The organism is Sorangium sp. So ce1036, assembly GCF_051369805.1.
In the GTDB taxonomy this organism is placed as follows: Bacteria; Myxococcota_A; Polyangia; order Polyangiales; family Polyangiaceae; genus Sorangium; species Sorangium cellulosum_F.
This window is the reverse complement of sequence record NZ_JBBMOX010000001.1, coordinates 7,494,638-7,518,675: the sequence shown is the minus strand read 5'-3', so window position 1 is coordinate 7,518,675 and position 24,038 is coordinate 7,494,638. Positions and strand designations below refer to the sequence as shown.

General features: G+C 75.1%; 14 protein-coding genes. 7 read left to right on the top strand and 7 right to left on the bottom strand.

Annotation, left to right across the window (positions count from 1 at the left end):
* The first annotated feature begins 747 nt into the window (after positions 1–747).
* The 3 genes from WMF31_RS28150 to WMF31_RS28140 all read left to right on the top strand — a co-directional run bounded on the left by WMF31_RS28150 (position 748) and on the right by WMF31_RS28140 (position 4,987).
* Complete coding sequence (locus WMF31_RS28150) at positions 748–2,250, top strand: hypothetical protein (protein ID WP_436604911.1); 1,503 nt, start codon at positions 748–750, stop codon at positions 2,248–2,250.
* A complete protein-coding gene (locus tag WMF31_RS28145) occupies positions 2,250–3,434 on the top strand; it encodes an ARPP-2 domain-containing protein (protein WP_436604910.1) in 1,185 nt (394 codons plus the stop codon). The genes WMF31_RS28150 and WMF31_RS28145 overlap by 1 nt, the downstream gene beginning before the upstream one ends.
* Before the next feature lie 362 nt (positions 3,435–3,796).
* Positions 3,797–4,987, top strand: a complete 1,191-nt coding sequence (locus tag WMF31_RS28140) for a PAS domain-containing protein (RefSeq protein WP_436604909.1) — start codon at positions 3,797–3,799, stop codon at positions 4,985–4,987.
* Between the two features lie 33 nt (positions 4,988–5,020).
* On the opposite strand, the gene WMF31_RS28135 is transcribed toward WMF31_RS28140, so the two are convergent.
* The 6 genes from WMF31_RS28135 to WMF31_RS28110 form a co-directional block, all read right to left on the bottom strand.
* On the bottom strand, positions 5,021–5,755 hold the full coding sequence (locus WMF31_RS28135; protein ID WP_436604908.1) for a hypothetical protein: 735 nt from the start codon (positions 5,753–5,755) through the stop codon (positions 5,021–5,023).
* A 90-nt stretch (positions 5,756–5,845) separates the two neighbouring features.
* Entirely contained in the window at positions 5,846–7,327 is a 1,482-nt protein-coding gene (locus WMF31_RS28130; protein ID WP_436604907.1) for a reverse transcriptase family protein, read from the bottom strand.
* Positions 7,328–7,735: 408 nt separating this feature from the next.
* A complete protein-coding gene (locus tag WMF31_RS28125; RefSeq protein ID WP_436604906.1) occupies positions 7,736–9,613 on the bottom strand; it encodes an SWIM zinc finger family protein in 1,878 nt (625 codons plus the stop codon).
* Positions 9,610–16,329 carry a HEAT repeat domain-containing protein gene (locus tag WMF31_RS28120; protein WP_436604905.1) on the bottom strand — a complete coding sequence of 2,240 codons (6,720 nt, stop codon included), beginning with the start codon at positions 16,327–16,329 and terminating at the stop codon, positions 9,610–9,612. The genes WMF31_RS28125 and WMF31_RS28120 overlap by 4 nt, the downstream gene beginning before the upstream one ends.
* Entirely contained in the window at positions 16,326–19,166 is a 2,841-nt protein-coding gene (locus WMF31_RS28115) for a hypothetical protein (RefSeq protein WP_436604904.1), read from the bottom strand. The genes WMF31_RS28120 and WMF31_RS28115 overlap by 4 nt, the downstream gene beginning before the upstream one ends.
* Before the next feature lie 199 nt (positions 19,167–19,365).
* Positions 19,366–20,265: a WGR domain-containing protein gene (locus tag WMF31_RS28110; RefSeq protein ID WP_436604903.1), complete on the bottom strand. Its 900-nt coding sequence runs from the start codon at positions 20,263–20,265 to the stop codon at positions 19,366–19,368.
* 221 nt (positions 20,266–20,486) lie between these two features.
* Here WMF31_RS28110 and WMF31_RS28105 point away from each other — a divergent pair, with 221 nt between their 5' ends.
* From WMF31_RS28105 to WMF31_RS28090, 4 genes are read left to right on the top strand one after another with little or no spacing between them, the layout of a single operon-like run.
* Entirely contained in the window at positions 20,487–21,209 is a 723-nt protein-coding gene (locus WMF31_RS28105; RefSeq protein ID WP_436604902.1) for a TetR/AcrR family transcriptional regulator, read from the top strand.
* Positions 21,206–22,000 carry an ABC transporter ATP-binding protein gene (locus tag WMF31_RS28100; RefSeq protein WP_436604901.1) on the top strand — a complete coding sequence of 265 codons (795 nt, stop codon included), beginning with the start codon at positions 21,206–21,208 and terminating at the stop codon, positions 21,998–22,000. Before WMF31_RS28105 ends, WMF31_RS28100 begins: the two co-directional genes overlap by 4 nt.
* Positions 21,997–22,821: a hypothetical protein gene (locus WMF31_RS28095; protein ID WP_436604900.1), complete on the top strand. Its 825-nt coding sequence runs from the start codon at positions 21,997–21,999 to the stop codon at positions 22,819–22,821. The genes WMF31_RS28100 and WMF31_RS28095 overlap by 4 nt, the downstream gene beginning before the upstream one ends.
* A gap of 3 nt (positions 22,822–22,824) precedes the next feature.
* The gene (locus WMF31_RS28090; protein ID WP_436604899.1) at positions 22,825–23,601 is read left to right on the top strand and encodes a hypothetical protein; all 777 of its coding nucleotides are present in this window, start codon (positions 22,825–22,827) and stop codon (positions 23,599–23,601) included.
* A gap of 45 nt (positions 23,602–23,646) precedes the next feature.
* Here WMF31_RS28090 and WMF31_RS28085 read toward each other — a convergent pair whose 3' ends face one another.
* Complete coding sequence (locus WMF31_RS28085) at positions 23,647–23,943, bottom strand: DUF2288 domain-containing protein (protein WP_436604898.1); 297 nt, start codon at positions 23,941–23,943, stop codon at positions 23,647–23,649.
* Positions 23,944–24,038 lie beyond the last annotated feature (95 nt).

Below are 24,038 nucleotides of genomic sequence, written 5' to 3'. Positions count from 1 at the left end.
GCATTTGAACGCGAGAGGGTGTCTCTGGCGCCCAGGGCGCGCCCTCTCGTGCCACTTCAAAACCGTGATGGAGAAGGGGCAATTGCCCCACGGTGGCCAGCCCGGGAGGGTTACCGACCGAGCCCTCCGGCGCTGCCGCTGCCGGGCGGTGCCTCGGTCGTCACGTCTCCCTGGCTGGAGCAGTCGAGCGCCGCGAGCGCGGCTAACCCTGGAGCGGTCGTGAAGAAATTGCGATGCGTCTCCATTCGCCCTCGCCCCTCAGTTCCGAAATCGCCGTCCGTCCTCGCATCGCCCGATGCAGGTGACTGCCACGACTTCGTACCCGAGCCAGCTGGATCGAGGTATAGGCATACTCGCCTATGCCTCGATGCGAGACGTCACGCCCATGTTGGTGGACTGAATAATTCGGGCGAGGGTCGAATTCGGTCGTTGGGTGGGAGGCGACCCGCGAGCCGAGCGCGTGCGCCGTTGGCCCGAGCGTGGTGTCTGGCCACAGCGCTTTCGGATCGCAAGGCGGGTGACATCATCAAGCTCTACGGCAAGCGGTCCACGAACCGAGCCCCGCTCACCGCGCCACATGGACGTTCCCGCCAGCTTCGCGACGCGCCCCCCTCCAGCCAGTTTTGCGAGGCGCCCCTCCCGAGGTAAGCTGCCCGTGCCGCCCGTGGGACTCCGGGGCGATTTCCGAGCCCAGTCTGGTAACTGTTGTAGGTAACTCGCCCCACCATTCCCCGGGCGGCTCTTCTCATGTCCCCCGCGAGAGCCGCGCCCCCCGCCCGCTTCCACACCGAGCGCGTCGAGCGCGAGGACCTCGTCATGTTCATCAACGCCTGCTTCGCGTGCACCGGGCAGGCCGAGTTCTACGGCTCCTCCGGCGGCCAGCGCGTCTCCGTCGAGTTCCTCCACGAGTACATCCTCGGCAACTACCGCCGCCTCTACGCGCGCACGCTCGCCGCCGGCATCAACCACTTCAACCAGGCTCGCATCGTCGTGAACCTCCTCGCGACCGGCGCCCGGACGCCGGCCGAAGATCGCCGCGAGGAGGGCCTGCTCATCGCGGCCGCGCTCCGCGAGCTCCCGCCGCAGCGCGCGCTCCGGGCGCTGCGCGAGCTGCGGGAAAGGCGCGTGAACAACCGCCGCGCGCGCGCCGCCATCCGCGGCTACCTCGCCGGCCGGAGCGACCCGGCGTTCGACGCCGTCAAGTACCGCGCCCACGTCCGCGCGCTCGCCGTCCACGCCCACCTCCGTTTCCCCGGCGAGATCGGGCCCTTCCTGTTCGATTCCAGGCGGCGCGCGCCGTTCGAGACGCCGCTGCTCGAGCGCGCGCGGCAGGCGCGCCACGCGAAGGAGGCGATCTTCGACCTGCCGCTGACCGTCGCCGAGGGGCTCGCCGCCGCCCGCGGCGTCCCGCGCGACGAGCTCCTGCGCCGCGCCGCCCCGCGCATGACCGAGGGCGAGCGCCTGCGGCTCCAGCGCGCCGCCGCGCGCGAGGAGGTCGACCTCGCCGTCGACCTCGGCCGCGCCCCGCTCACCCGCGTCGCCCTCTACGCCCTCTCCCTGCCCGAGGAGGCGCGGCGCGAGCGCCGCGACGAGCTCCACGCGGCGCTCGAGCGCGCCGCCGCCCGGGCGCTCAGGAAGAGCCCCGCCGCGCTCGGGCGCGTCGCCGCCGTGCTCGACCGGAGCTACTCGTCGTCCGGATCGAGCGAGAAGCGCCGCCGCCCGCTCGCGGTCGCGCTCGGGGTGAGCTACCTGCTCCGCGCCGCCGCCCGCGAGTACCGCGCGTTCTGGACCGCGCCGACGCCCGACGAGATCCTCGTCGACGCGCGCGGCCAGACCGATCTCGCGACGCCGCTGCTCGACGCGCTCGCCTCCCAGCCCGACGTCGTGGTCGTCCTCTCCGACGGCTTCGAGAACGATCCGCCGGGCGCCGCCGCCGAGGTCGCCCGCTGCTTTCGCGCGCGGCTCGACCCGGGGCAGCGCACGTCCATCGTGCACATCAACCCCGTGTTCGACAGCGAGCGCTACGCGCCCCGCGCGCTCGGCCCGTCGATCCCGACCGTCGGCCTGCGCGACGCGGAGGACCTGCCGACGGTCCTCGGCTTCGCCCGCTTCGCCGAGGGCACGGCGCCGCTCTCGGAGCTCGAGCGTTACCTCGCGCAGCGCGCGGCCGCCCTGCTGTCGCGGCACGGCCGGCCCGCGGGCGCCGCCGAGCCGGCCGAGGCGCCCGCCGCGTCGACGGAGGCGCCCTGATGGCCAAGGCGCCGGCCCTGCTCCGGTCGCTCGCGCTCCGGGGCCTCACGGCCACGCACGCCCAGGTCTTCGCGGGCGTGCGCCTCGTCCCGCTCCTCCGGGCCGCGCCGCGGGGCGACCTGCGCATCGCCCGCCGCGCGTACGCGGACGCCTGGTCGCTGGTCGACGTCGGCGAGGGCGCGGCCTACTGCTCGTACGTGCCGCACGCGCTCGTGGTCGGGTGGACCGACGACGGCTCGCCCGTCGCGTCCTACGGCGCGGCGCTCGCGGGGCCGGCCGAGCGCAACCCGCTCGCCAGACTGGGCTGCGGCGTCAACCTGCTCCACCGCATGGTCCGGCGCGAGGCGCGCGGCCAGGACCCGGCCGAGCGGAACCGCCTGCGCCTCCTGCCGCAGCACCTCGCCATGGAGGGCTTCCTCGCCCTGCACTTCAACGCCCCCGAGATCGCCTGGTCCGAGTACTCGCGGCGCGCGATCTCCCGCGGGCTCGATCCGCGCACCGAGGTGTCGCTCTCCGGCCGGGCCATCCCGAGCCTGGAGGACGCGCTGCGCGTGTTCGAGATCCACGAGGGCCAGTGCGGCCTCCTGCTCTTCGTCGGCGAGCTGCTCGCGTCGGTGTTCGTGGTGTCGCACCCCGACGACTACCGCGCGCTGCACCGCACGCTGATCGAGGATTTCTTCGAGCAGACGCTGCTCCACGCGGCCCGCTACAACGGCGACAGCCAGGCGCTCGTGCACACGTTCGACGCGGCGCAGGTCGGCTCGCTCGACGATCTGCGCGCCGCGCTCGGCCGGGCGCGGGCCGAGGCCGGCGCGCTGCACGTGGACACGGCCGCGGGCCTCATCGGCCGGCCGATCGCGGCGGAGCGCGTGTACCGGGCGGGGCCGTTCTCGCTGCAGCGGTTCATGACCGAGCTCGATCCGGCGCTGGACAACCACATCGGCGAGGCGATCGTGCGCGACGACGGCGCGCTGGAGTACGCGAAGACCTACCGGCTCTCCGCGGGGCAGGTGCGGCGCGCGCGGCTGCTCCAGCAGCTCGCCGCGCGCGGGTGGAGCCTGGACGCCACCGCGGCGGCGCTCCGGATCCCGCGCGACCAGCTCCTCCGGCGGATCGACGGGGAGGGCTTCGGCTACCTGATCGCGGAGCACGTGCTGAAGGCGGCGCTGAAGCGGACGCGCTGAGCCTGGGCCCGCGGGTGCCGAGGGCAGCGGGCGGCGGGCGTTCGAGGGGGCCCGCGCGAGCTCGCGCGCCTGCTCGTCTGGGACGACGCTCCATCGTCCGGCGCGTGCGCCCTGCACGGCTCCAATCCGTTCTCGGTGGGGTCGTCAGGGCCCATGAGACGCGCTCTGAAGCTCCAGATTCGACCGGAGCACATCGCTCCTGTCAGCACGGCCGACTCCGCTGTCATGGACGGTAGATGACTGTTGATGACGTGTGTCGACCGATAGGAAGAGCCGTAGACAAAGGGTGGAATTACAGGCATTGTCCTTGGTTGGCGGGACTGTGCCTCTGCCGCGTCGCGCGGGCCGCCACGGAGGTTTGCATGCGCGCAGACTTGGATGCGTTCCCCGAGCCGCTCGCGATCCTCGACGTGGACCTCCGCCTGCGTGAGGCCAACGGGGCCTGGCGCGCGGCGTTCGGGGAGGCGGCGCGGATCGCGCCAGAGGCCGAGGAGGCCGCGCGCGCGGTGCTCGACGGCGCGGGGCGCCGGGAGATCGAGGTCCCCGCGCGCGACGGGGCAGGGCCGCAGCGCTGGGCCTTTCTGCGCCTCGCCAGGGCCGAAGCGGCGCCGCTCGTGTTCGCCCACGTCCGCGCGCGCGAGGAGGCGGCGGCGGCGCGCGATCCGCAGCGGCGTCGCGAGGAGGAGCTCGCCGAGCAGGTGGAGCTCCTGCGCACCTTCCTCGATCTCGCGCCCAGCCTCATGTTCATCAAGGACCGGCGCAGCCGTTACGTCCTGGCGAACAGCGCGCTCTCGGCGTGTTACGGGATGACCCCGGAGCAGGTCGTGTCCGCGTCCCAGCACGAGCTCACCGCGAGCGCAGAGGAGGCCGAGCACTTCGCCAGCGTGGACCGGCAGGTCATCGACACGGGGCGGGAGGCGGTCATCGAGGAGAAGGAGACGCGGCCGAACGGCGAGGTGCACTGGTACCAGACGGTCAAGAGGCCGATCGTCCGCAGGGACGGCGAGGTCCAGGTCGCCTGCTTCAGCGTCGATGTCACCGAGCGCCACCGCGCCCAGGAGGCCCTCGAGCGCTCGGCCCGCGAGCTGCAAGCGATGGCCGAGGCCGCGCGGCGGGAGGCGGACGAGAAATCCGCGCTCGCCGCGGAGCTCGACCGGCAGCTCGCCGTCATCCAGGCGCAGCACCGGCAGATCCTGGCGCTCTCCGCGCCGATCCTGGAGGTCGCCGACGGGGTCGTCGGCGTGCCGCTCATCGGCGCCATGGACGAGGCGCGGACGGCGATGCTCACCGAGCGCCTGCTCGAGTGCATCGCGTCGCGTCAGGTGCGGAGCGTGGTGCTCGATCTCTCGGCGCTCGAGGCGGTGGACACGCGCACGGCCGACCGGCTGGTCAGCATCGTCCGGGCGATCGGGCTGCTCGGCGCGCGCGCCGCGATCACGGGCATCCGGCCGGCGGTCGCCCAGACGATGACCTCGCTCGGCATCGATCTCTCGTGCATGATCACGAGGCGCACCCCGAAGGACGCAATCCGCCTCTTCTCGGCGAGGCGCTGAGGTCGCCCGTGAGGCGCCCGCGCGGCCGGCGCGTCACATCGGCTCTTGAAGGTCCTTGTAGCTCGGCAGCGCGCCGAAGTTGAACCCGAGGCCGAAGTTGTAGACGAGCCCCGACCCCTCGAGGCTCTTCATCATCGTGATCTCGGGGTGGATCGCGAAGCCCTCGGAGACCCGGAACTGGAGGCCGAGGCCGCCCCGGAGGAGGAGGCCGTCCGCGGTCGCCGCGCTGTCCTCGTCCTCGGTCGAGAACTCGCCCGAGACGAGGCCGTAGGTGACGCCGGGGGTCACGACGATCGAGAACCAGTCCGTGGGGTTCACGCCCAGCATCAGCGGCGCGTGCAGGTAAAGGACGTGCACGGAGCTCTCGCCGCTCGTCACGTAGAAGTACTGCGCGCCGGGGTCGACGGCGAGATCGAACACGCCGCGGATCGGGTTCACCTTGAGGTCGAAGCCCATCGAGCTGAGGTTGTGGACGTGGGCGCCGATGTCGAGCATGTCCGTCAAGCCGACCCGGAGCTGGTACGACGGCAGCGTCGGCAAGAATCCGCTCGTCGTCTGTGCCTCCGTGACAGCGCCGGTCTCCGGGTCGACCGCGGCCGCCGTCTCGCCGACATACCCGAAGCTCTCCAGCGACACCGAGTGGGAGATCTTGCCTGGCTCGACGGTGCGCGGGGTCTGATAGGAGTTCGGGTTGGGGCACCCGAGGAGCAGGGAGCCGAGGACCACGACGGTCGGCAGCGGCAGCAAGCGAGCATATGATTTGCGCATGGCCGACCATGCTATCGAGCCGGCATCATCGATGTCCAGACATCCTCTCGACGAAGCAGCTTTGCGGCAGCGCGGCTCCGCGCAGCGGAGCTACCGCCCGGACTCGCCCGCTGGCGCCGCGGGGCTCCGCTCGAGCGCCTCGATCCGATCGAGGAACGCTCTCCCCCTCACCGGGTCCGTCATGTACACGAACGCGGCGAGCCCCTTGAGCTGCGCCAGCGTCTCGCCCTTTCCGGGCCTCCCGAGCTCCCGGTTGCGGATCGCCGCGCGGAGCGCGCGCACCCGCTCGCGCGGGACGCGCGCCGCCGGGACACCGTCGCTCGCCCCATTGACGACGAGGCCCGTCACCTTCTGGCGGCTGCCCCTCCGCATCACCACGGTCTTGCCCGGGTGCAGCCGGAACCCCTCGGCGCTGAGGATCTCCCGGAGGCCCCGGAGCAGCGCGCCGACCGGCGCGCGCGGGCGGGGGGCGCCGCGCGCGCCGGCCGGGCGGGGCGCGTCGGAGAGAGGCGGGGAGCGCCAGGAGAGCGTGAGATCGTCCGCGTAGCGCGTGTAGCGGAAACCCAGCTTGCGGGCGAGCCCGGACACGCGCCGATCGAGGCGCAGGCAGATCGCGTTCGTGATCGCCGGCGAGGTGGGCGCGCCCTGCGGGAGCGCGCGCGGGCCCGTCGCGACGTGGAGCGTCTGGCCACGGAACCGGACGACCTCGCGGGGCGCCTCCGTCGAGAGGAGCGAGACGAGCGTCGCCGGCCCCTCGGCCATGCCCGCCTTGCGGAGCAACCCGCGCACGCGCCGCCACGTGATCGTCGGGAAGAAGTCCTTGATATCCACCTTGACGACGGTGTCGGCGCCCGCGTGCGCGGCGGCGTTCGTCACGATGGATCGGCCCGCCAAGAAGCCGTGCGCCGCGGCGTGGACCGGGAGCCTCTCGAACAGGTTCCGGAGCGCCCAGCGCTGCGCGCGCTTCAGATCCCGCTTCGGCGACGAGATCGTGCGCGAGCTGCCGTCGCGCTTCGGGATGAGCCACCGCCGGTAATGGGTGCCCGTGTCGACCTCGCGGTGGTAGGCGAGCCAGCGGAGGCGCGAGATCGTGAGCCCGAGCGCGCCCGCGAGCTCGCCCGCGCCGGGCAGGTCGGGGAGGCCGTGCGCCCGCGCGCGCTCGCTCTGGCCGGGGACGTCGAGCCTGTCCGGGCCGGCGCGGTCCCGCCAGTACACGCCCGCGCCGAGGTGGTTCACGTGCGCGGCGAGGTAGGCCTCCCAGGCGAGGCGGCGCAGGGCGCGGCGCTCCCTGGCCTCGACCTTCTTGCGCTCCTTGTACTGGACGCGCTCCCGGTCCGACATCGCCCCGGGATCGCCGGTCGCGAGGGCGCCGCGGGCCACGAGCTCCGCGTGCACCCACGCGTCGATCCCGCCCGCCTCGGCGATCGCCTTCCAGCGGGCGAGGCGCTCCTCGAGCGCGGCGCGGCGCGCCTCCGCGCCGCCGCGATCGCCCCCGCGGGCGGCGGGCGGTGTCGTGATGGGGAGGACGACGGGGGCTCGGGCCTGAACGGTCGCGTCGATCTTCGCGGTCATCTCTCGATGGATGCGTGGGTGGGGATCACGACGGTGGGGGCCGGTCTCCGGTCGGTCGTGACCGGCGCTCCGGCCGCTGGTCAGCGGATCGCGGTCTCATGTCGCCAAGAGAGGCTCCGAGCGCATCACCTTCTTCCCTTGGGGCACGGTAGCCTCACCGGTTCTCCGGCTAGACCGGCTCTACGGCGCCGGGAGAAACGGCGGTTGCGAGGTTGTCTCAGCTCTCCCGGCGCCGTAGAGCCGGTCTAGCCGAAGAGAACCAAGAACAGGCTACCTTGCGGAGAGTGACTGGCGGTTCCTCCAGAGCGGCGCGACGCCGCTCCTACGCTCGAGGCGCGGAGGCTGGTGCGTTCAGAGCCTCTCCTGGCGACATGACCTGAATCTGCCTCTTGACCTCCCTCTCCCCGGTCACGCGGAGGACGCGTCCGCGTCGACGTAGCCTGACGATGTTAACGCATCCAGGCGCTTGAAATACGCGTCGCGCGCCTCGGCGTCCGTGTCAAACCAAATGCGCTGGTGGCGAGGCGCCTCGGCGCGCGCCCCCCACGCGAGGTGGACGACCCGGTCGTCCAGCGAGACACGATAGACCACCTCCGCGCCCGAGGCGTCGCGGCGCACGTAGGTGCGGGTCTCGGCGCGGATCAGCGCCCGGCCCTCGGCGGTCTGCCGCAGGGCGTCCTGCTCGGCGCGCGCGCGGGCGTGCGCGACGCGGAGCGCGATCAGGTGCTCGCACGGCCCCTCTCGAAGGCCGCTCCGGCGGAACGTGGGGCAGCTGCACCACGCGTCCGACACGCGGCCCTCGAGATCCACCGTGAAGCGGGGCGAGAACCCGCGGTGCGCCTCCCGGTCCGCGACCTCGCCGTGGAGCTCGGCGCCCTCGCCGGCGATCTCGTGCACCTTGGTCAGCCTCACCGCGTCGGGCGCGTCGAGCAGGCGGCGCGCCGCGGCCTCCCGGGGCGAGCCGTGGCGGATCTCGCGCTCGTCGACCGGCTCGGCGAACAGCTCGCGCGGGCGGTAGACGCGGCGCGCGACGTCGTAGAGCACCCGGCCGCGCAGGCACTCGAGCTGCAGCGCCGCGCGGGCGTCCTCGGCGCGCTCGCCCGCCGAGAGGGCGGCGAGCGAGAGCGGCCCCCGCGCGCGCAGGAGGGCGAGCTGTCGCGCCGCGAGCGCGTCGAGGGCCGCGCGCGCGCCGCCGCCGCGCTCGTCGCGCGGCGTCAGCACGTCGAACGAGGCGGCGCTGGCCCAGCGGCTGTCGGTCCAGCCCGTGAGCGCGACGGTCAGCGTCGCGCGGCCGAGATCGAGCACCCAGAAGACCGGCAGCCCCGGGCCCCGGAGCTCGGCGCGCGCGCGCTTCACGTGCGGCAAGAGCCGCGCGAGCGCGAGCAGCCGCTGCCGGCCGAAGGTCCTGACGACGCGCGGCGGCCCCTCGTACGGCGGGCCGTGGCCCTCGAGGAGGATCTCCCACGGCTCCAGGACGAGGCGCGGCGGCTGGCCGGGCACGAGCTCGAAGCGCAGGCCGCGGGGCGGCTTCCTCGCCTTGCGCGTGCGGAGCACGAAGAGCGCGTTGTAGAGGTCGATCGGGGTGAGCTCGCACGAGACGGCCGGGAGCGTCGCCGCCGACTGCACCTGGAGGAAGCCGCGGAGCCAGGTCGCCGGGACCGCGAGCGCGCGCTCGATCGGCGCCGCCGCGCCGCCGTCGCCGGCCGCGCCGGCGTCGAGCTCCACCTTCGTGTAGACGCGCAGGCGGTCGATCTGCTCGACGACGCGCGGCGAGAGGTCGACGAAGGCGGTGCCGTGGGCCGCCTCGCGATCCGCGAAGAGGTCGCTGGAGAGGGCGAGGCGAGCGTAGGCGCTCTCGTCCCGCGAGAAGACCTCGATCGAGACCTCGTCCGGGTGCACCGTGAGCACCGGATCGAGCGCTCCGGACGACCTCGGCGCCGCGGGGGCGCCGGCGCCCTGCTTCGCGGCGTCGTCGCCGAAGGCGCTCTCCAGGAACGCCTTCTGCGCCTCCCAGATGGCCGCGTTCGCGCGCTTGCCCTTCTTCATCAGGTAGGCGAGGTACGCGGTCCGGTCCCTGCCCTTGTACCGGAGGTCGCTCTCCAGCAGGGCCGAGAGCGCGGCCATGGCGTCGCGGAAGAGCGCCGCGTCGCGGAGGACGCCGCGCACGCCGACCGGGCCGCGGCCGCCGTCGAGGGAGAGGCGCACGCGCGCGTGGAGCGGGGAGGCGGCGAGCTCGCTCGGCGCGGCGTACCGGAGGTGGATCGGGCGTGCGAGGGCCGCGGTCATGCGTCGACTCCGTCGGGGGGCTCGGGGAGGGCGGGGGGGCGCCCGCCGCGCGCGCGATCGCGCGCCGCCCTGCGCTGCGCGCGGCGGTACGCCCGGTACGCGGCCTTGCGGACGGCGAGGTCGGCGGCCTTCCTGTCGAACGCGATCGCGGCCAGCGCCTCGAGCGCGCGCTCGCCGCCGGCGCGGCCGAGCGCCGCGATGGCGTCGAGGCGCGCCGTCGCGTCGGGGGGCGCCCCGGCGTCGCCCTCGCCCCGCGCGAGCGAGATGAGCGGAGCGATCGCGCCGCGGGCGAGCATCGACGGCAGCGCGACGCGCCGGCCCGGCGCGCTCCGGGCGAGCGCCGCGAGCGACCCGGGCGAGGCGGCGCGCGCGGTCGCCTCGAAGGCGACGGGATCGAGCGGCCGCACCGCCGCCGCGCTGGCCACGGAGGCGTCCGGCGCGAGCGCGGCGAGGGCGGCCGCGGCCGCGGCCCGGACGCCGGCGTCCGTGTCCACGAGGGCGGCCGAGAGCGCCGCGAGGCTGTCCGCGGGCGGCTCGCCGCCCAGGGCTTCGAGCGCGCCGAGCGCGCGCGCGGCCTCGCGGCGGATCTCGCCCGGCGCGCCGCCGTCCGCGAGCAGCGCGCGGAGCGCGGGCGCCATCGGGGCCGCGCCGGCGCGCGCCGAGGCCCAGAGGAGCTCGCGCCACGCCGCGGCCTCGGCGTCGCGCTGCTCGCCGTGCGCGGCGGCCCAGCGCTGCGCGGTGCGCTGCGCCGCGGAGGCGAGCGCCCCGGCGAGGGCCTCGCGATCGCCGCCCGCGACCGCGCCGGCCGCGATGAGCCGCGCGGCCTCCTGCCTCGCCGGGGCGCGATCGTCCGCGAGCATGCGCAGGAGCGCGGCGGCGGGCAGCGCCCCGCGGCGGAGCAGCCCCATCGCGAGGCGCCGGCGGAGATCCGCGTTCTGGAGCGAGGCGAGCCGCGGCAGGAGCTCCGCCGGGTCGGCCTCCGCGGCGAGGTAGCTCGCCGCCGGGCTGGCGATGTCGTCGTGCTCGCTCCCGACCGCGAGGAGCTCGACGCGGGTCCGCTCGCCCGGGAAGAGCTCCTCCAGCGCCTTGCGCGCGGCCTTGCGGACCTCGGCGCTCGATGCGTCGAGCGCGCGGGCGAGCGCGGGCTCGGCCGCGGCGTCGCCGAGCAGGCCGAGCTCGTTCACGGCGACGACGCGGAGCCGAGCGGGCGTGTCGCCGGCGCGCACGAGCTCCTCGAGCAGCACGCGGGCGCGCTCGCCGCCGAGCCAGCGCGCGCCCCGCGCCGCCGCCTCGCGGAGCTCGAGCGCGTCCGCGCGGAGCGCCTGCTCGACGCGCTCCGCGGCGCGCCGGCGGAGCTCGGCGCTCTCGAGCTTCGGGGCGATGCGGCCGAGCGCCTCGGTGGCGGCGGCTTGCATGCCGAGCTCGACGGGAGCTTCTTTGGTGCCGCCGGCGGCCACCGCCTCGAGCTCCTCCAGCGCGCGGGCGTCGCCGAGCGTGCCGAGCGCGAGCAGCGCCCGCTCCCGCTCCCCGGGCTCGCCCGCGCGCGCGATGAGCAAGAGCGGCCGGAGCGCCGCCGCGAGCCCCCGCTCGGCCACGCCCTCCGCGGCCGGCAGCAGGAGCTCGCGCGTGCCCGCCCGCACCACCGCCTCGAGCGGGCCGGGGGGCGCGCCCTTGTCCTTCACGCGCCGCGCGTACGACGTCACGGCCGCGACGCGCGTGGGGAGATCGCGGTCGGAGAAGAGCGCGGTGAGCAGATCGTTCTGCGCCGGGTCGTCGCCGAGATCGAGCTCGCGCGCCGCGGCGAGGCGGAGCGCCGGATCCTTCGCGCGCGCGGCCGCGGAGAGGAACCCGAGCGCGCGCGCCGTGTCACGCCTCTCGCGCTCGCGCCCCCGGTCGACGATCTCGAGGCAGGCCTTGAACGCGGCGCCCCGGACCTCGGCGGCGTCGTCGTCGAAGCGCGCCGCGAGGGCGCCCGTCGCCTCCGGGCTCCGTGTGCCGCCGAGGGCGCGCGCCAGCGCGGCGCGATCGGCCGGCGCGGCGGCTTCTTCCATGCGCGCGGCGAGGGCCCGCACCGCCGCGCCGCTCGCGAGCGCGACGAGCGCGTCGCGGGCGCGCGCCGCCGCCGCGGGCGCGTCGGCGCGCAGGAACGCCGCGAGCACGTCGACGGCGCGGTCGTCGCGGCGGCGTGCGAGGAGCTCCGCCGCGCGCAGGCGGAGGTCGTCGTGGTCGCTCTCCATCGCGCGGCAGAGGGCCGGCACGATGCGGGGATCGCTCGACGACGCGAGGCGCTCGAGCACGCCGAGGCGCAGGTCGGCGTGCTCGCTGCCGAGCGCCGCGAAGAGCGGCTCGAGGCTGCCCTTCGGGCAGAGCCGCGAGAGCAGCTCGAACGCGTGCCGGCGCACGTCGGGCAGCGGGGAGCTCAGCGCGCGGACGATCTCGGGGCGGGCGTCGTCGCCGCGCGCCGCGATCTCGTCGAGCGCGGCCCGCGCCACGTCGGCCGACGCCGACGCGAGCGCGAGCGCGAGCGGCTCGCCGGCGCTCGCGGGGAAGAGCGCCTTGAGCCCCGCGAAGGCCGCCCTGCGGACGAGGTGGTGCGGGTCGTCGAGCGCGCGGACGAGCGGCGGGATCGCCGCCGCGGCGCTGACGTGCCCCGTTGCGCAGGCGTCGACGATCCGGTCGATGGCGTCGCGGCGGGTGCGGTGCGCCTCGTCGTCGCCCGGCGAGACCTGCCGGAGCAGGCCCATGTACGCGCCGAACGCGAGCCACCGGAGCCGCCGCTGCTCGCCCTCGGGGACCGCGCCGCCGCCCGGCTCGCCGCCCGCCCTCTCCCCGGCCTGCGCGAACAGGCGGCGGAGCCACCCCTTCGCGGGCGCGGTGTCGGTCTCCGCCGCGGCGCGCGGGGTCGTGTCCGCCACGATGGACGCGCCGAGCGGGCGCAGCGCCGCCACGCGCTTCGCCTCGCGGAAGTACTCGACCGGCTTGCGCCGGAGGCGGAGCACCTGCGCGGCCGCGTAGCGCTGCTCGGGGTTGTCGCCCGCGAGCGCCTCCGCGAGGCCGACCAGGATCCGGCCGCGCGCGATCTCGGGCGGCCACTCCTTCATGGCCGCCGCCGGCTCGCCCTCGGGCGCGCGCTCGCGGTCCGCGTCCGGCGCCGCCGCGGCGTCCGGGCGAGGGGGCGTCAGCACCTCGATGAGGTGGGCGAGGTACGCCTCCGGATCGGCGCGCAGCTCCAGCGCGCGCGCCGCGGCGAAGCGCACGTCGGCGCGCTGCGACGAGAGCGCGCTGGCCAGGAGGTCCGGCGGATCGCCGCGGCGGAAGGCCCGGAGGTCGCGCGCGAGGACGATCGCGAAGACGAGCTCCTGGACCTCGCGCGAGCTGTCCTCGAGGCCCTGCAGCATGCCCCCGTAGCCCTCGGGGCCGAGCGCCGCGAACGACATGATCGTGGCGACGCGGATGGGCGGGTGCTCGTGGCGCAGCGTGCCCGTGAGCACCGGCAGCGCGCGCACGTCGCCGAGCCGCGCGAGCCCGTCGGCGGCCCAGGATCGCACCGCGATATCGGCGTGCCCCATCGCGTCGAGCAGGTAGCCCTCCTCCCCGCGGCGGGCGGCCATCGCGAGCCCGCGCGCGGCCTGCTCGCGCACGTCGGGGTAGTCGTCCTTGAGCAGCTCGGTGGCGAAGTACTTCACGAGGCGCGGCGCGCCGAGCGTCGCCAGCGCGGTGGCCGCGCGGGCGCGGAGCGGGCCCAGGATCTGGATGGGCAGCTCCTTGAAGATGATTTTGTCGGCGAGCAGCGCCCGCATCGGGTTGACGAGCTGCTCGTCGCGCCGCGCGGCGCACAGCTCGGCGGCGCGGACCCTGAGGTCGAGGTGGCTCGACTGGAGGCCGATGTGGAGCGGGCCCGCGTCGCCGGGCAGGAGCTTGTCGAGCGCCTCGATCGCGGAGGTGCGCGGCCCGGCGTGGTCGTCCTCGAGCAGGCGGACGAGGGGGCTGCGCACCTCGTCGCTCGCCGCCGCGTGGGCGGCCCCGCGCGCGCCGCGCTCGCGGACCGACGGGTGGACCGACGCCATCGCGGCGAGGTGCGGCGCCGCGGCGGCCTTGCCGCGGCGCTTCACGACCGCGTCGTACGCGGCCTGGGCGACGCCCGCGTCGCGGTCGCCGATCGCCGCGTGCAGCCGCTCCGCGGCCCACGCCTGCTCGCCGTGCGCCTTGAGCTCCTCGACGGCGCGGAGGCGCAGGTCGGGGAAGCGCGCGCGCAGCGCGCGGTCGAGCGCCCTCTGCGGGTCGGCGGCGTGCCACGACCAGAGCGTCCGGAATGCCTCGCCGCGGACCCTCTGCGACTCGTCCTCGATGGCGTCGGCGAGCAGCGCCTCGGCCTCGGGGGGCCGGGGGGCCTTGCCTTCGCCCGCGAGCTTCACCAGGAGCTCGAGCCCGCGGACGCGGATGTCCTCCTGCGACGAGCGGAGCGACGCCTCGGCCACGGCGAGCGGGGTCGACGGCGTGAGCCGCGCGTACGCGTCGAGCGCCGCGGCGCGCACCGACGCGTCCGCGTCGTCGAGCATCCAGACGAGCCGCTTCTCGGCGCGGGCGTCCCGGAGCTCGGCGAGCGCGGTCGCCGCCTGCCGGCGCAGCGACGGATCCGGCTCGCGCGTGAGCTGCAGCAGCGCGCCGAGGGCGCGCGGATCGCCGAGCTGGGCGAGCCCGCGCGCGCCGCGCACCGCCGTATCCGGCGTGCGGCACGCCATCGCGGTGAGCAGCGGCTCGAGGTCGGCCTCGGTGGGCTCGGCCCCCGGGCTCCCCGCGCCGGGGATCGCCGCGCGCGCGGCCTGGATGGCCGCATCGTCGGCCGCGCCGGCGCTCTCCTTCGCGTCCTGCGCGGGCCGCTCGTCGTCTCCGGCGCGCGCGCGCCGCAGCACCTCGGCCGCGCGCCGCCCGATGTCCAGCGCCGCGCGGCCGAGGTCCTCGTCGCGCGCCTCGAGCGCGCGGGCCAGCGGCCGCCGCTCCAGCACCTTCGCCGCGAACGCGATGCGGCGCACCTCGGGGTCGTCGTCGTCGAGCGCGCGCGCCGCGACCTGCGCGAACCCCGGCGCCGAGAGCCAGCCGGAGAGCGCGGCCCGGACGAGCGCCTCGGCCCGGAGGTCGGCCGGGCCGCGCTCGAAGGCGGCGCGGAGCGGATCCGGGCTTCCCGGGCGGAGCTCCTCCAGCGCGTCGAGGGCGGTGAGCCGCACCGACGCGTCGCGGGCGGAGAGCTTGCCCTCGATGAGCCCCGGGACGAGCGGCGAGCTGCCGCGCAGCTTCACGAGCTCGACGAGCGCCCGGCGCTGCACGTCCGCGGCGCGGGCCTCGAGCGCCGCCCGGAGCGGCGCGAGCGGCGCGTCGTGGTCGATCGCGCGGAGCGCCTCGAGGGCGGCGGCGCGGACGGTCGCGTGCTCGTCGTCGAGCGCCTCGCGGAGCTTCGCGCGCGCCCCGCGGCGACCGTGCGCCCCGAGCTCGCGGGCGGCGATCGCGCGCACCTCGGCGTCGGGGTCGGACCTGAGCGCGCGCAGCGCCGTCTCGAGCGCCTCGGGCTCATCGAGCGACGCGAGCGTCCTGACGGCGCCCTCGCGGGCCGGCCGCGCTCCGGAGAGCGCCTGGGCCAGGACATCGAAGCCGTGCGCGAGCTCCACGGCGCCGTCGGACGGGGCGCCGGACGCGTCGATCGGGAAGCGCCAGACGGTGCGCCGGTCTCCCGCGGCGAAGACGGCGCCGAGCCCGTCCTGCGGATCGGGCGCGCCGCGGCCGGCCTGCGGCCGAGCCCCCTTGCGGCCGGGGCCGCCCCGGGATGCCGGCGCGAACGCGAGCGCGTGGAGCGGCGCTGCGCTCGTCTCCAGCGTGCGCGGCTTGCGCCGGTCCTCGAGCCGGTGGATGCGGATCGCGCCGTCTTCGCCCGCGGACAGCAGGCGCTCGCCGGTCTCCTTGCCGTCCGCCTGCGGCGGCGGCGCGGGGAGGCACAGGAGCGCGCGCACGCCGCCCGCGTGCCCGCTCCCGCCTTCGCCGCGCACCTCGCACTCGACGTCGCCGACGAGGTACCAGAGGCGCACGGTGCCGTCGTCGCCGCCCGACGCGAGCCGCCCGTCGCGCGGCGCGAAGGCGAGCGCGGTGACCGGTCCGTCGTGGCCGGGCATGGCGCGCTCTGCGCCCGTCGCGAGCGTGATCACCCGGACGATGCCGTCGTCGCCCGCGGCGGCGATCCTCTCGCCGGCGGGGTCGAAGGCCACGGCGCGGAGCGGCGCTGCCGCGAGCGCGAACGACCGGAGCTCGGTCGCGGTCCCTGGCGCCGGGGCGGGGGGCGCGCCTCGCGCGCCGGCGCGCCACAGGCGCAGCGCGCCGTCGGCGCCGACGGTCGCGAGGTGCTCGCCGTCCGGCGCGGCCGCGATCGCCGTGGCGCCTCCCTGGTGCGCGTCGATCGCCCGCGCCTCGGCCCCGTCGCCGGCCACGAGGCGCAGCGCGCCGTCGGAGCACGCCGCCGCGAGCAGGTCGCCCACGAACGCGAGGCCGAGCACGTGCGCGGGCACGTCGATCGAGCGCGCCGGCTTGCCGGCCACGTGGTCGAACAGCGTCACCTGGCTCGCGCCGAGGGGGGCTCGGGCCGCGGGCGCGCGCACGCCGCCGACCGCGAGCAGCCTCGGGCCGATCGCGAGCGCGCGGACCTTCTCGTAGTGGCCGATCGCGTGGCTCATGCGCGGTCCTCTCCGACGCGAGGAGAGGATCGGCCTGCGCCGTCCTCTCCGATCCCCCCGAGATCGAGCCCCGGATGCGCGCGCCTGAGCCGCATGAGCGCCGCCAGGCAGGCCTGCCACTCGCCCTTCGCGATCGAGCCGGTGAACTCGGCGAGGACGGGGGCGGCGAGCGCCGCGAACGTCGCGTCCTCGACCGCGAGATCGCGCACGATCTCGATCACGTGCCGCTTCGCCTCGCTCGCGGAGAGGCGGCGCCGCGGCCCGGCGTCGTCGCCCGCCTCCGGCGATCTCCCGCCGGGGATGCCGGAGAGCACGTACCGCAGGAAGCTCCGCAGCGCCTCGACGTCCGCGAACCGCCCCGCGTCCTCGGGCGGCTCCGCCGTCGCGCGCGCCTCCCTGCGCGCGGCGCGCGCGGACCAGCCCGGCGGCAGGTCGCGCGGCCGGTGCTTCTCCCAGAGCATGCGCACCGCGAAGAGGCGCACCTCGCGATCGGCGCTCTGCATCAGCCAGCCGAGGCGCTCCGGGCCGCCGAGCCGCGCGTAGTGCTTCAGGATGAGCGACAGGCCGAGCTCGCGCGCGCTCTTCTTCAGGCTCTCCGTCAGCGCGAAGACCTGCGCCGGATCGAGCTCGTCCAGCGCGAGCGTCATCGCCGGATCCGCCGACGGATCTCCCGCCTTGCGGAGCGCGTCGAAGGCGATGTTGCGCACCTCCTTCGCGTCGCTGTGGGCGAGCTCGTAGACGCGGGTCTGGTAGCCCCACGCCCGGAGCTCCGCGCGCGTGATCAGCGCGGCGAAGCGCCGGACGTCCTCGCGCTCGTCGGAGAGCGCGGGCCATATCCGCTCGGCGCTGAACGCCGCGCGCGGCAGCATGGCGCGGGGATCCGCCTTCAGCCCGAGCTCCTTCGCCTCGGCCTGCTCGGGCCCGAGCGCGGGGTGATGGCAGCGCAGGTACGCCTGCGCGAACGCGCGCATCGGCTCCGGCTCCTTCTCGCCGAGCGCCAGCGCGAACAGCCTCGCGATGCCCGCCTCTCGGTCGCCGCGGCCGCCCTGGGCCTGGCCCGGGTCGAAGTCCTGCGGCTTCATGTGCGAGAGCAGGTAGCCGCGGGCGAAGCCGCTCAGCGCCGGATCGGCGCGCCGCGCGAGCGCGAGCAGCCAGGGCAGGGTGAGCTCCCTCGGCGTCACGATCTTCGGGTTGCCGAGCACCTCCAGGGCGATCGCGCGCGTCTCCGCGCTGAAGACGAGCCCCTTCAACCGCTCCACGTCCTCGGCGGTCAGGTCGGGCAGGGCGTCGGCCTTGCGGAGCCAGGCCGCGACGGCGTGCCCGATGCGCTTCCGCGTGAGCGCGCCGAGCAGCCACGGCGTCCCGATCGCAGCGACCGGGTACTTGCCGAGCGCGTCCAGCGCGGTCCTGGTCGCGCCGTCGTCGTCCTCGTGGCGCGGATCGTCGAGCACGCGCACCCAGAAGCCCGCGCCGAGCTCTCCGGGCCGGTACTTCGCCTTGAGGTACGCGGCGGCCCACCGCTTCTGCTCGCGCTCGCCGTAGATCATGTCGACGAGGAACGGCTCGGGCAGCTCCGCGCGATCGAAGCGCTCGCTCAGCGCCTTCGCGGCCCACGCCCTCGTCTCGTCGAACGCGAGCAGCCGCCCGAGGAACGCGTGGCCGAGCGCGCGCGGGCTCCGGCCCTCGACGGTCGACGCCGCGAACGCGCGCGCGTCCCTGTGCTCGGAGGAGAGCAGCGCGGCGAGGCGCTCCTCGTCCAGATCCGCGGCGTGGGCGCGGCCGTACTCGATCGCGAACGCGCGCGCCTTCGCGCTCGGCGAGTCGAGGAGCGCGAGCACCGCGTCGTGGAGCCCGAGGCTCCGCAGCTTGCTCTGGTGGAGCTCCGGCGAGCCGAGCAGCGTCTCGACCAGGAAATCGTGCGCGCTCGCGAGCGGCCGGTGGGCGAGGCGGCCGAGCCACGCCGGCGTGACGTCGCGCAGCGCCTCCGGGAAGTCCTTCCTGAGCCCCTGGATCGCGAACCTGGCCGGCGGATCGGCCTGACACTCCGACAGGAGGAGCATCAGCGCGTCGGGCGAGCGCCGCCACGCCTCGTCGAACGCGCGGTGCTTGGTCATGTCGCCCGGCGGGACGCCGCCGTGGAACGAGCGCCCGTCGTACTTGCGCGAGCGGTGCGCCCAGATGTGGTTCGCGACCCAGAGGCCGCCGAACCTCGTGTTCGGCGTGTAGTGGCGGAGGACCTCGACCGCGAACTGCGGGTAGAGCTCCGGCACGCTCCGGCCGAGCTCGCGCAGGAAGCGCCACGCGCGGCGGCGCATGTAGATCAAGGTCCCGCGGGAGACCTCGCGCCGCGCGCCCAGGGGCTCGGCCACCTCGCGATCGAAGCGGTACGCGAGCGCGCCGAAGAGCGCCGCGTCGAGGCGCGCCTCGGCCAGCTTGTAGATGCGCTTGAGCCCGCCCCACGCCCCGAAGACGAGCGGCGCGCTCCGGGCCGCCTCGCACAGCGCGCTGCGCCCCGCGTCCGTGCCGTCCTCGTAGACGCGCACGAGCAGGTCGGCGAGCTCGAGCCGCGGCGGCGGGGCGGGGTCGAGCTGCGCGAGGAAGCGCTTCCATGCGTCGGTCGACTGCTCGCGCCGCTGCTCGGGCGTGCGCATGCCCTGCGCGAGCGACAGCAGCCGCAGGAACGCCGGGAAGGTGAGCGCGCCCTCGCGGGGAGGCGCCTCGGGCGCGGGCGCCGGCTGCTCGAGGTAGGCGACGAGGACCTCGGCCAGGCCGGGGGATCCGCTCGCGGCGAGCTGCTTGACGTTCGCGATGTCGATCGGGTCCGGTGAGCTCGCCACAGCGCCCCCTCGCAGACGAATGACCTCGGAGAATCGCGAGGATGGCGCTCCTGGTCAAGCCTCAGTCGATCCAGCGACGACGGAGCGTGGGCGCCTGCGCTGTGGTCTATGCGCCCACGTCTGCGCCTTGCCACGGCCACGCGAGCGCCTCGCGTGGAGCACCCACGCGAGGCGCTCGCGTGGGTGCTCCACGCGCTGCTCACGCCGCGCGCATGCGCGCGATGCGCTCCGCGACGTGCGCGTCGCCGCCCGCGTCGAGGCGCGCGAGGTGGTCCTTCAGCGAACGCCCGCTGCCGGCGAGGTGCGCCTCGAGGTGGGGCGCGAGCGCCTTCCATCGCAGCGCCCATCCGGCCTCGGTGCTCATCGAGCCGCACCCCGGCCGATCGACGAGCAGCGCGCCGAGCCGGAGGCCGAGCTCCGGGTCGCCGAGCTCCTCGAGCTGGCGCGCGAGGAGCGCGAGCGCCGCGGCGGCCGGCGAGGTCGCGGGCGGGGCCTTCCACGTCTCGCGCACCGCGCGCGCGAACGCCGCGGCGTCGAGCTCCGAGAGCAGCTCGATGGCGCGCACGAGCGGCAGCCGCTCGGGCGCGCGCTGCGCGACGACGCGCGCCATGAGCGCGTCGATCGCGGCGGACAGCGCCGCGTCGGCCGCGGGATCGACGCCGCCGAGCGCGGAGAGCGCGCGGCGGGCGCGGCGCACGGCGCGCCCGAGCGCCCAGCTCCGCCGGCCGCGCGCGGCCGCGAGCGCCGAGAGCGCGTGGACGGCCGCCTTCCGCTGCGTCTCGGTGGCCTTGCCGGCCCGCACGCGCGGCGGCAGGTCGAGCTTCGGCGGGGGCGACGCGGCCTTGTCGGCGCTGGCCGCGGGGGCGTCGCTGGCGGGCGCGCCCCCCCCGGAGACGGCCACTTCCTGGTAGCCCTCCCGGAGCTTCTCCGCGATCTTCTTCTCCAGCTCGCGGGTCGCGGCCTCCGCGGAGGGAAAGGCCTTCTCCTTTCGTTGCCCTGCAGTGCCGAGCCGGCCGTAGACGACGATGAACGTCCTGTCGTCCACGCCGGCCATCCAGAATTTGGCGCTCGTCCCCTGCACGAACTCGAACCGGCGCATGGGGGGAGGGTACTACGGCCGCGTCGCAGCGCGCCTTGCTCTGCGGTCCCGCGCGTGGCGGGCGGGTCCTCCGCCGCGGCGCGACGAGCGCGGTCCCCGTGTCCGGCCCTGTTCCGCAACGACGCGCGATTCTCGCGTAATTCCATTGTAATTTCGCTGTGTTACCGTGCTTTGTGCGCCGCTGCCTTGAAACAGACCGACGGTCGGTCTATGTTTCGGCGGTGGTCAGAACGGTCCTGAAAGCCGATGAGCGGCGCTCCCAGATCCTCGACGCCGCGCGGGCCCTGTTCATGCGCCGGGGCTACGACGCCACCACGATCAACGACATCCTCGCGGCCACCCGCCTGTCGAAGGGCGCGTTCTATCATCACTTCTCCTCCAAGGCCGAAGTCCTGGACGCCCTCTGCGCGCGCATGGCCCATGAGGGGCTCTCGGCCGCCTCGCGCATCTTCGAGCGCGCGGAGCTCGGTCCCGTCGAGCGACTCCAGCTCTTCTTCGCGGCAGGCAGCCAGTACAAGGACGAGAACGCGGCCGCGCTCAAGGCGGTCCTGAGCGTCCTTTATCGCGACGAGAACCTCCGTCTGCGCCTGTCGGTCACCGAGCGCACGATCGAGCTCATCGCGCCCCGGCTCGCGGAGGTGCTGGCCGAGGGCCGGGCGAGCGGCGTCTTCGAGATCGACGACCCGGCCGAGACGGCGCGGCTCATCCTCCACCTCGGCCGCATGGTTCACGACGCGTTCGCCGCGGCGATGCGCCTCCCGCCCGCCCAGCGCGAGCAGGCGAGCGCGCTGTGCCGCGCGCGCGTCGACACGTACGAGCGCGCCATCGAGCGCGTGCTCGGCATCGCCAGAAACCGCCTCACCCTCGTGGCGCCGAGCATGATCGAGCGGTTCCTCGACGCGCCGGCGCCGGACCTCGACATCGGAAAAGGAGCTGAGTCATGAGCACCGCGTCTCTCGATGCTCCGGTGAACCCCGAGCCGCGCGCCGCCATCCGCGTCGAGCGGCTGAGCAAGCGCTACAAGGATGTCCTGGCCGTCGACGACGTGAGCTTCACGGTCGCGCCGGGCGAGATCTTCGGCTTCATGGGCCACAACGGCGCCGGCAAGACGACGACGATCAAGATGCTGCTCGGCCTCGTCCGCCCGACCAGCGGCATGGCGTCGGTGCTCGGCCACGACGTCGTCCGGGAGAGCCTCGACGTGCGGCGGGTGTCCGGCTTCCTCCCGGGGAGCTACGCGCTGCCCAAGGAGATGACGGCCGCGTCGTTCCTCACCTACATCGCCTCGATGTTCGGTATGTCGCGCGAGGCCTCGCGCGCCAGGGTCGACGAGCTGCTCTCGCTCTTCGGGCTGACCGGCGTCGCGCACAAGAAGCTCGGCGGCTTCTCGTCGGGGATGACGCAGAAGGTCGGCCTGGCGCAGGCGCTGCTCAACGAGCCGCGCGTCCTGTTCCTCGATGAGCCGACCTCGGGGCTCGATCCGATCGGGCGCCACGAGTTTCTGCAGCACGTCCGGCACCTCGCCAGGGACAAGGGGGTGACGGTGATGTTCTCCACGCACATCCTGAGCGACATCGAGAGCATCTGCGAGAGCGTCGCGGTCCTGCACCGCGGCCGGCTCGTCGCGGTCGGCCCGCTCGACGCCCTCAGGCGGCGCTACGGCGAGAGCAGGATGGACGATCTCTACCTGAAGCTCGCGCGCGCCCACGAGGCGCAATCCGGGGTGCGGTCGTGAGCGCGGCCGGGCTCGCCGTGACCGCGCGGCCCCTGCGCCCGGCCGCGGGCGGCTTCTTCCTCCGCGAGTACCTGCGCGTGCTGGGCGGCCGTCAAGCCCGGCTGATGAGCGGCTTCATGCTCTACGGGATCGTCGGGCTGCCGGTGGTGCTCGGGAGACCCGACGAGGAGATGCTCTCGGCGGTGCGCGCGTGGTTCGGCGGGTCGCAACTCGAGCTCAAGCTCTTTCTCTTCGCCTGGTTCGACCTCGCGATGAACAAGATCGCGATCTTCTCCGCCGCGCTGCTCGGCGCCGGGATCATCACCGACGAGCGCAGCAAGGGGATGCTCGACATCTACCTCGCGAAGCCGATATCGCTCATGCGCTACTTCGTCGTGAAGGTCCTCGCCGCGGCGGCGGCCATGGCCACGCTCCACGGGGGGGCGACGCTCGCCGGAGCGCTGTTCTTCGGCCGGTCGGTCCGCGGCTTCGCGCTCGCTCCCTACCTTCTCATGTCCTTCGTTCACCTGTTCGCGGCGGTCTTCGCGACGATCTTCGCGGGCGTGATGGCGGTGAGCGTGCGTCGCAAGCCGATCTCGCTGCTGACCTCCGTCGTCGTGCTCTCGGCGCTCGTCTCGCTGGCGTTCGTCGGCTTCTATAACCCGAGCTTGCGGGCGATCAGCGTGCTCAACCCCCTGTACCACGGCGTGGCCCTGATCGATACGGCCGAGGCCGCTCGCGCGCGCGACGCGGTCGCGCCCGTGCTCTGGCTCGCGGGGTACTCGGCGCTGGCCCTCGCGTACGGCGCGCGGCGCGCCGCCGCGCTCGCCGGGGAGGAGTGACTCATGCTCTCGCATCATGCGCGCCTCGAGCTCTGCTCCGCGTTCTCGCTGCGGCACGGCGTGCTGCTCCTGGCCCTCTTCGGCGGGGTGGTGCTCGACTCGTACCTTTTGCCGGCGATGCCAGCCGCCGTCTATCGCTTCTTCGAGCGGCTGTGCCGCATGAGGAGCTGGACGGAGATCGTCCTGTTCAACGACTACATGGCGGTGTTCGCCGGCCTGTTCTGGGTCGGCGTCGTCGACTCGCTGCGCGTCCACGTCGTGCCGGTCGAGGAGGGCTATCTCGACTTGCTCCTGTCGAAGCCGCTCGCGCGCTCCCGCTACCTCCTCGCGCGGGTGCTGCCGATCTTCGCCGTCATCGCGCTCATGGGCGTCGGGCTGTCGCTCTTTCTGCCGCTCAAGATCGCGCTCATCAACGGCCCCCGCGACCTCGACGTGCCGGGCACGATCGGCGCGGCGCTCGCGATCGTGGCGCTCGTCCTCGCGTGCGTGGCGGTGCTCAACCTCGTGTTCCTCTTCGCGAAGGAGACGTATCACGCCGTGCTGCTCTCCTTCGTGTTGTTCGCCGCCGTCGTGCTCCCCGGCGCGATGTTCATGTACCGGCCCGACCTCTTCGCCGGCCGGGAGGCGCTGCGCGATGTCGTCGTGTTCCCGGCGAACCTCGTGTGGCACGCGGGCGCGATGCCGGCGCTCGCGCCGGCCCTGTCGCTCGCGGCGCTGGCGCTCAGCGCCGCGATGATCCTCCTCGGCGCGCGCCGGCTCGAGCGCGCCGACGTGGGGTGAGCGCGCCTCCCGCGGTCGCCGAGCCGGGCGACGGCGACCAGGACCTCAGGACGGCGGCGGCGAGGGCGGCCGGCGCACGAGCACGAACGGCGCGACCACGAGCGAGACGAAGCGCAGGTCCACCTGGAGCGGCCAGCGCGCGAGCTCCTCGGCCGTGGGCTTGGTCAGCTTGCCGGCCGAGATCCAGGCCTGGACCGCGGCGGCGTCGTTCGAGGCCACGGCCACGCCGACGTCGACGAGGTCCAGGTCGGAGGCGACGAGGATGACGGCGTCACGCGCCACATGGGCGCGGAGATCGGTCCACAGGACCTCTCCGAGCGTCTCGGTGAGCTGTTCGCGCATGAGGGGAGCATAGAACACGGCCAGCGGACGCCAAGCCGGCGAAGCGCCGCGGCAGCGCGCCCCACCACCCCCGGATCATCCGGGGCGTCGTCCGG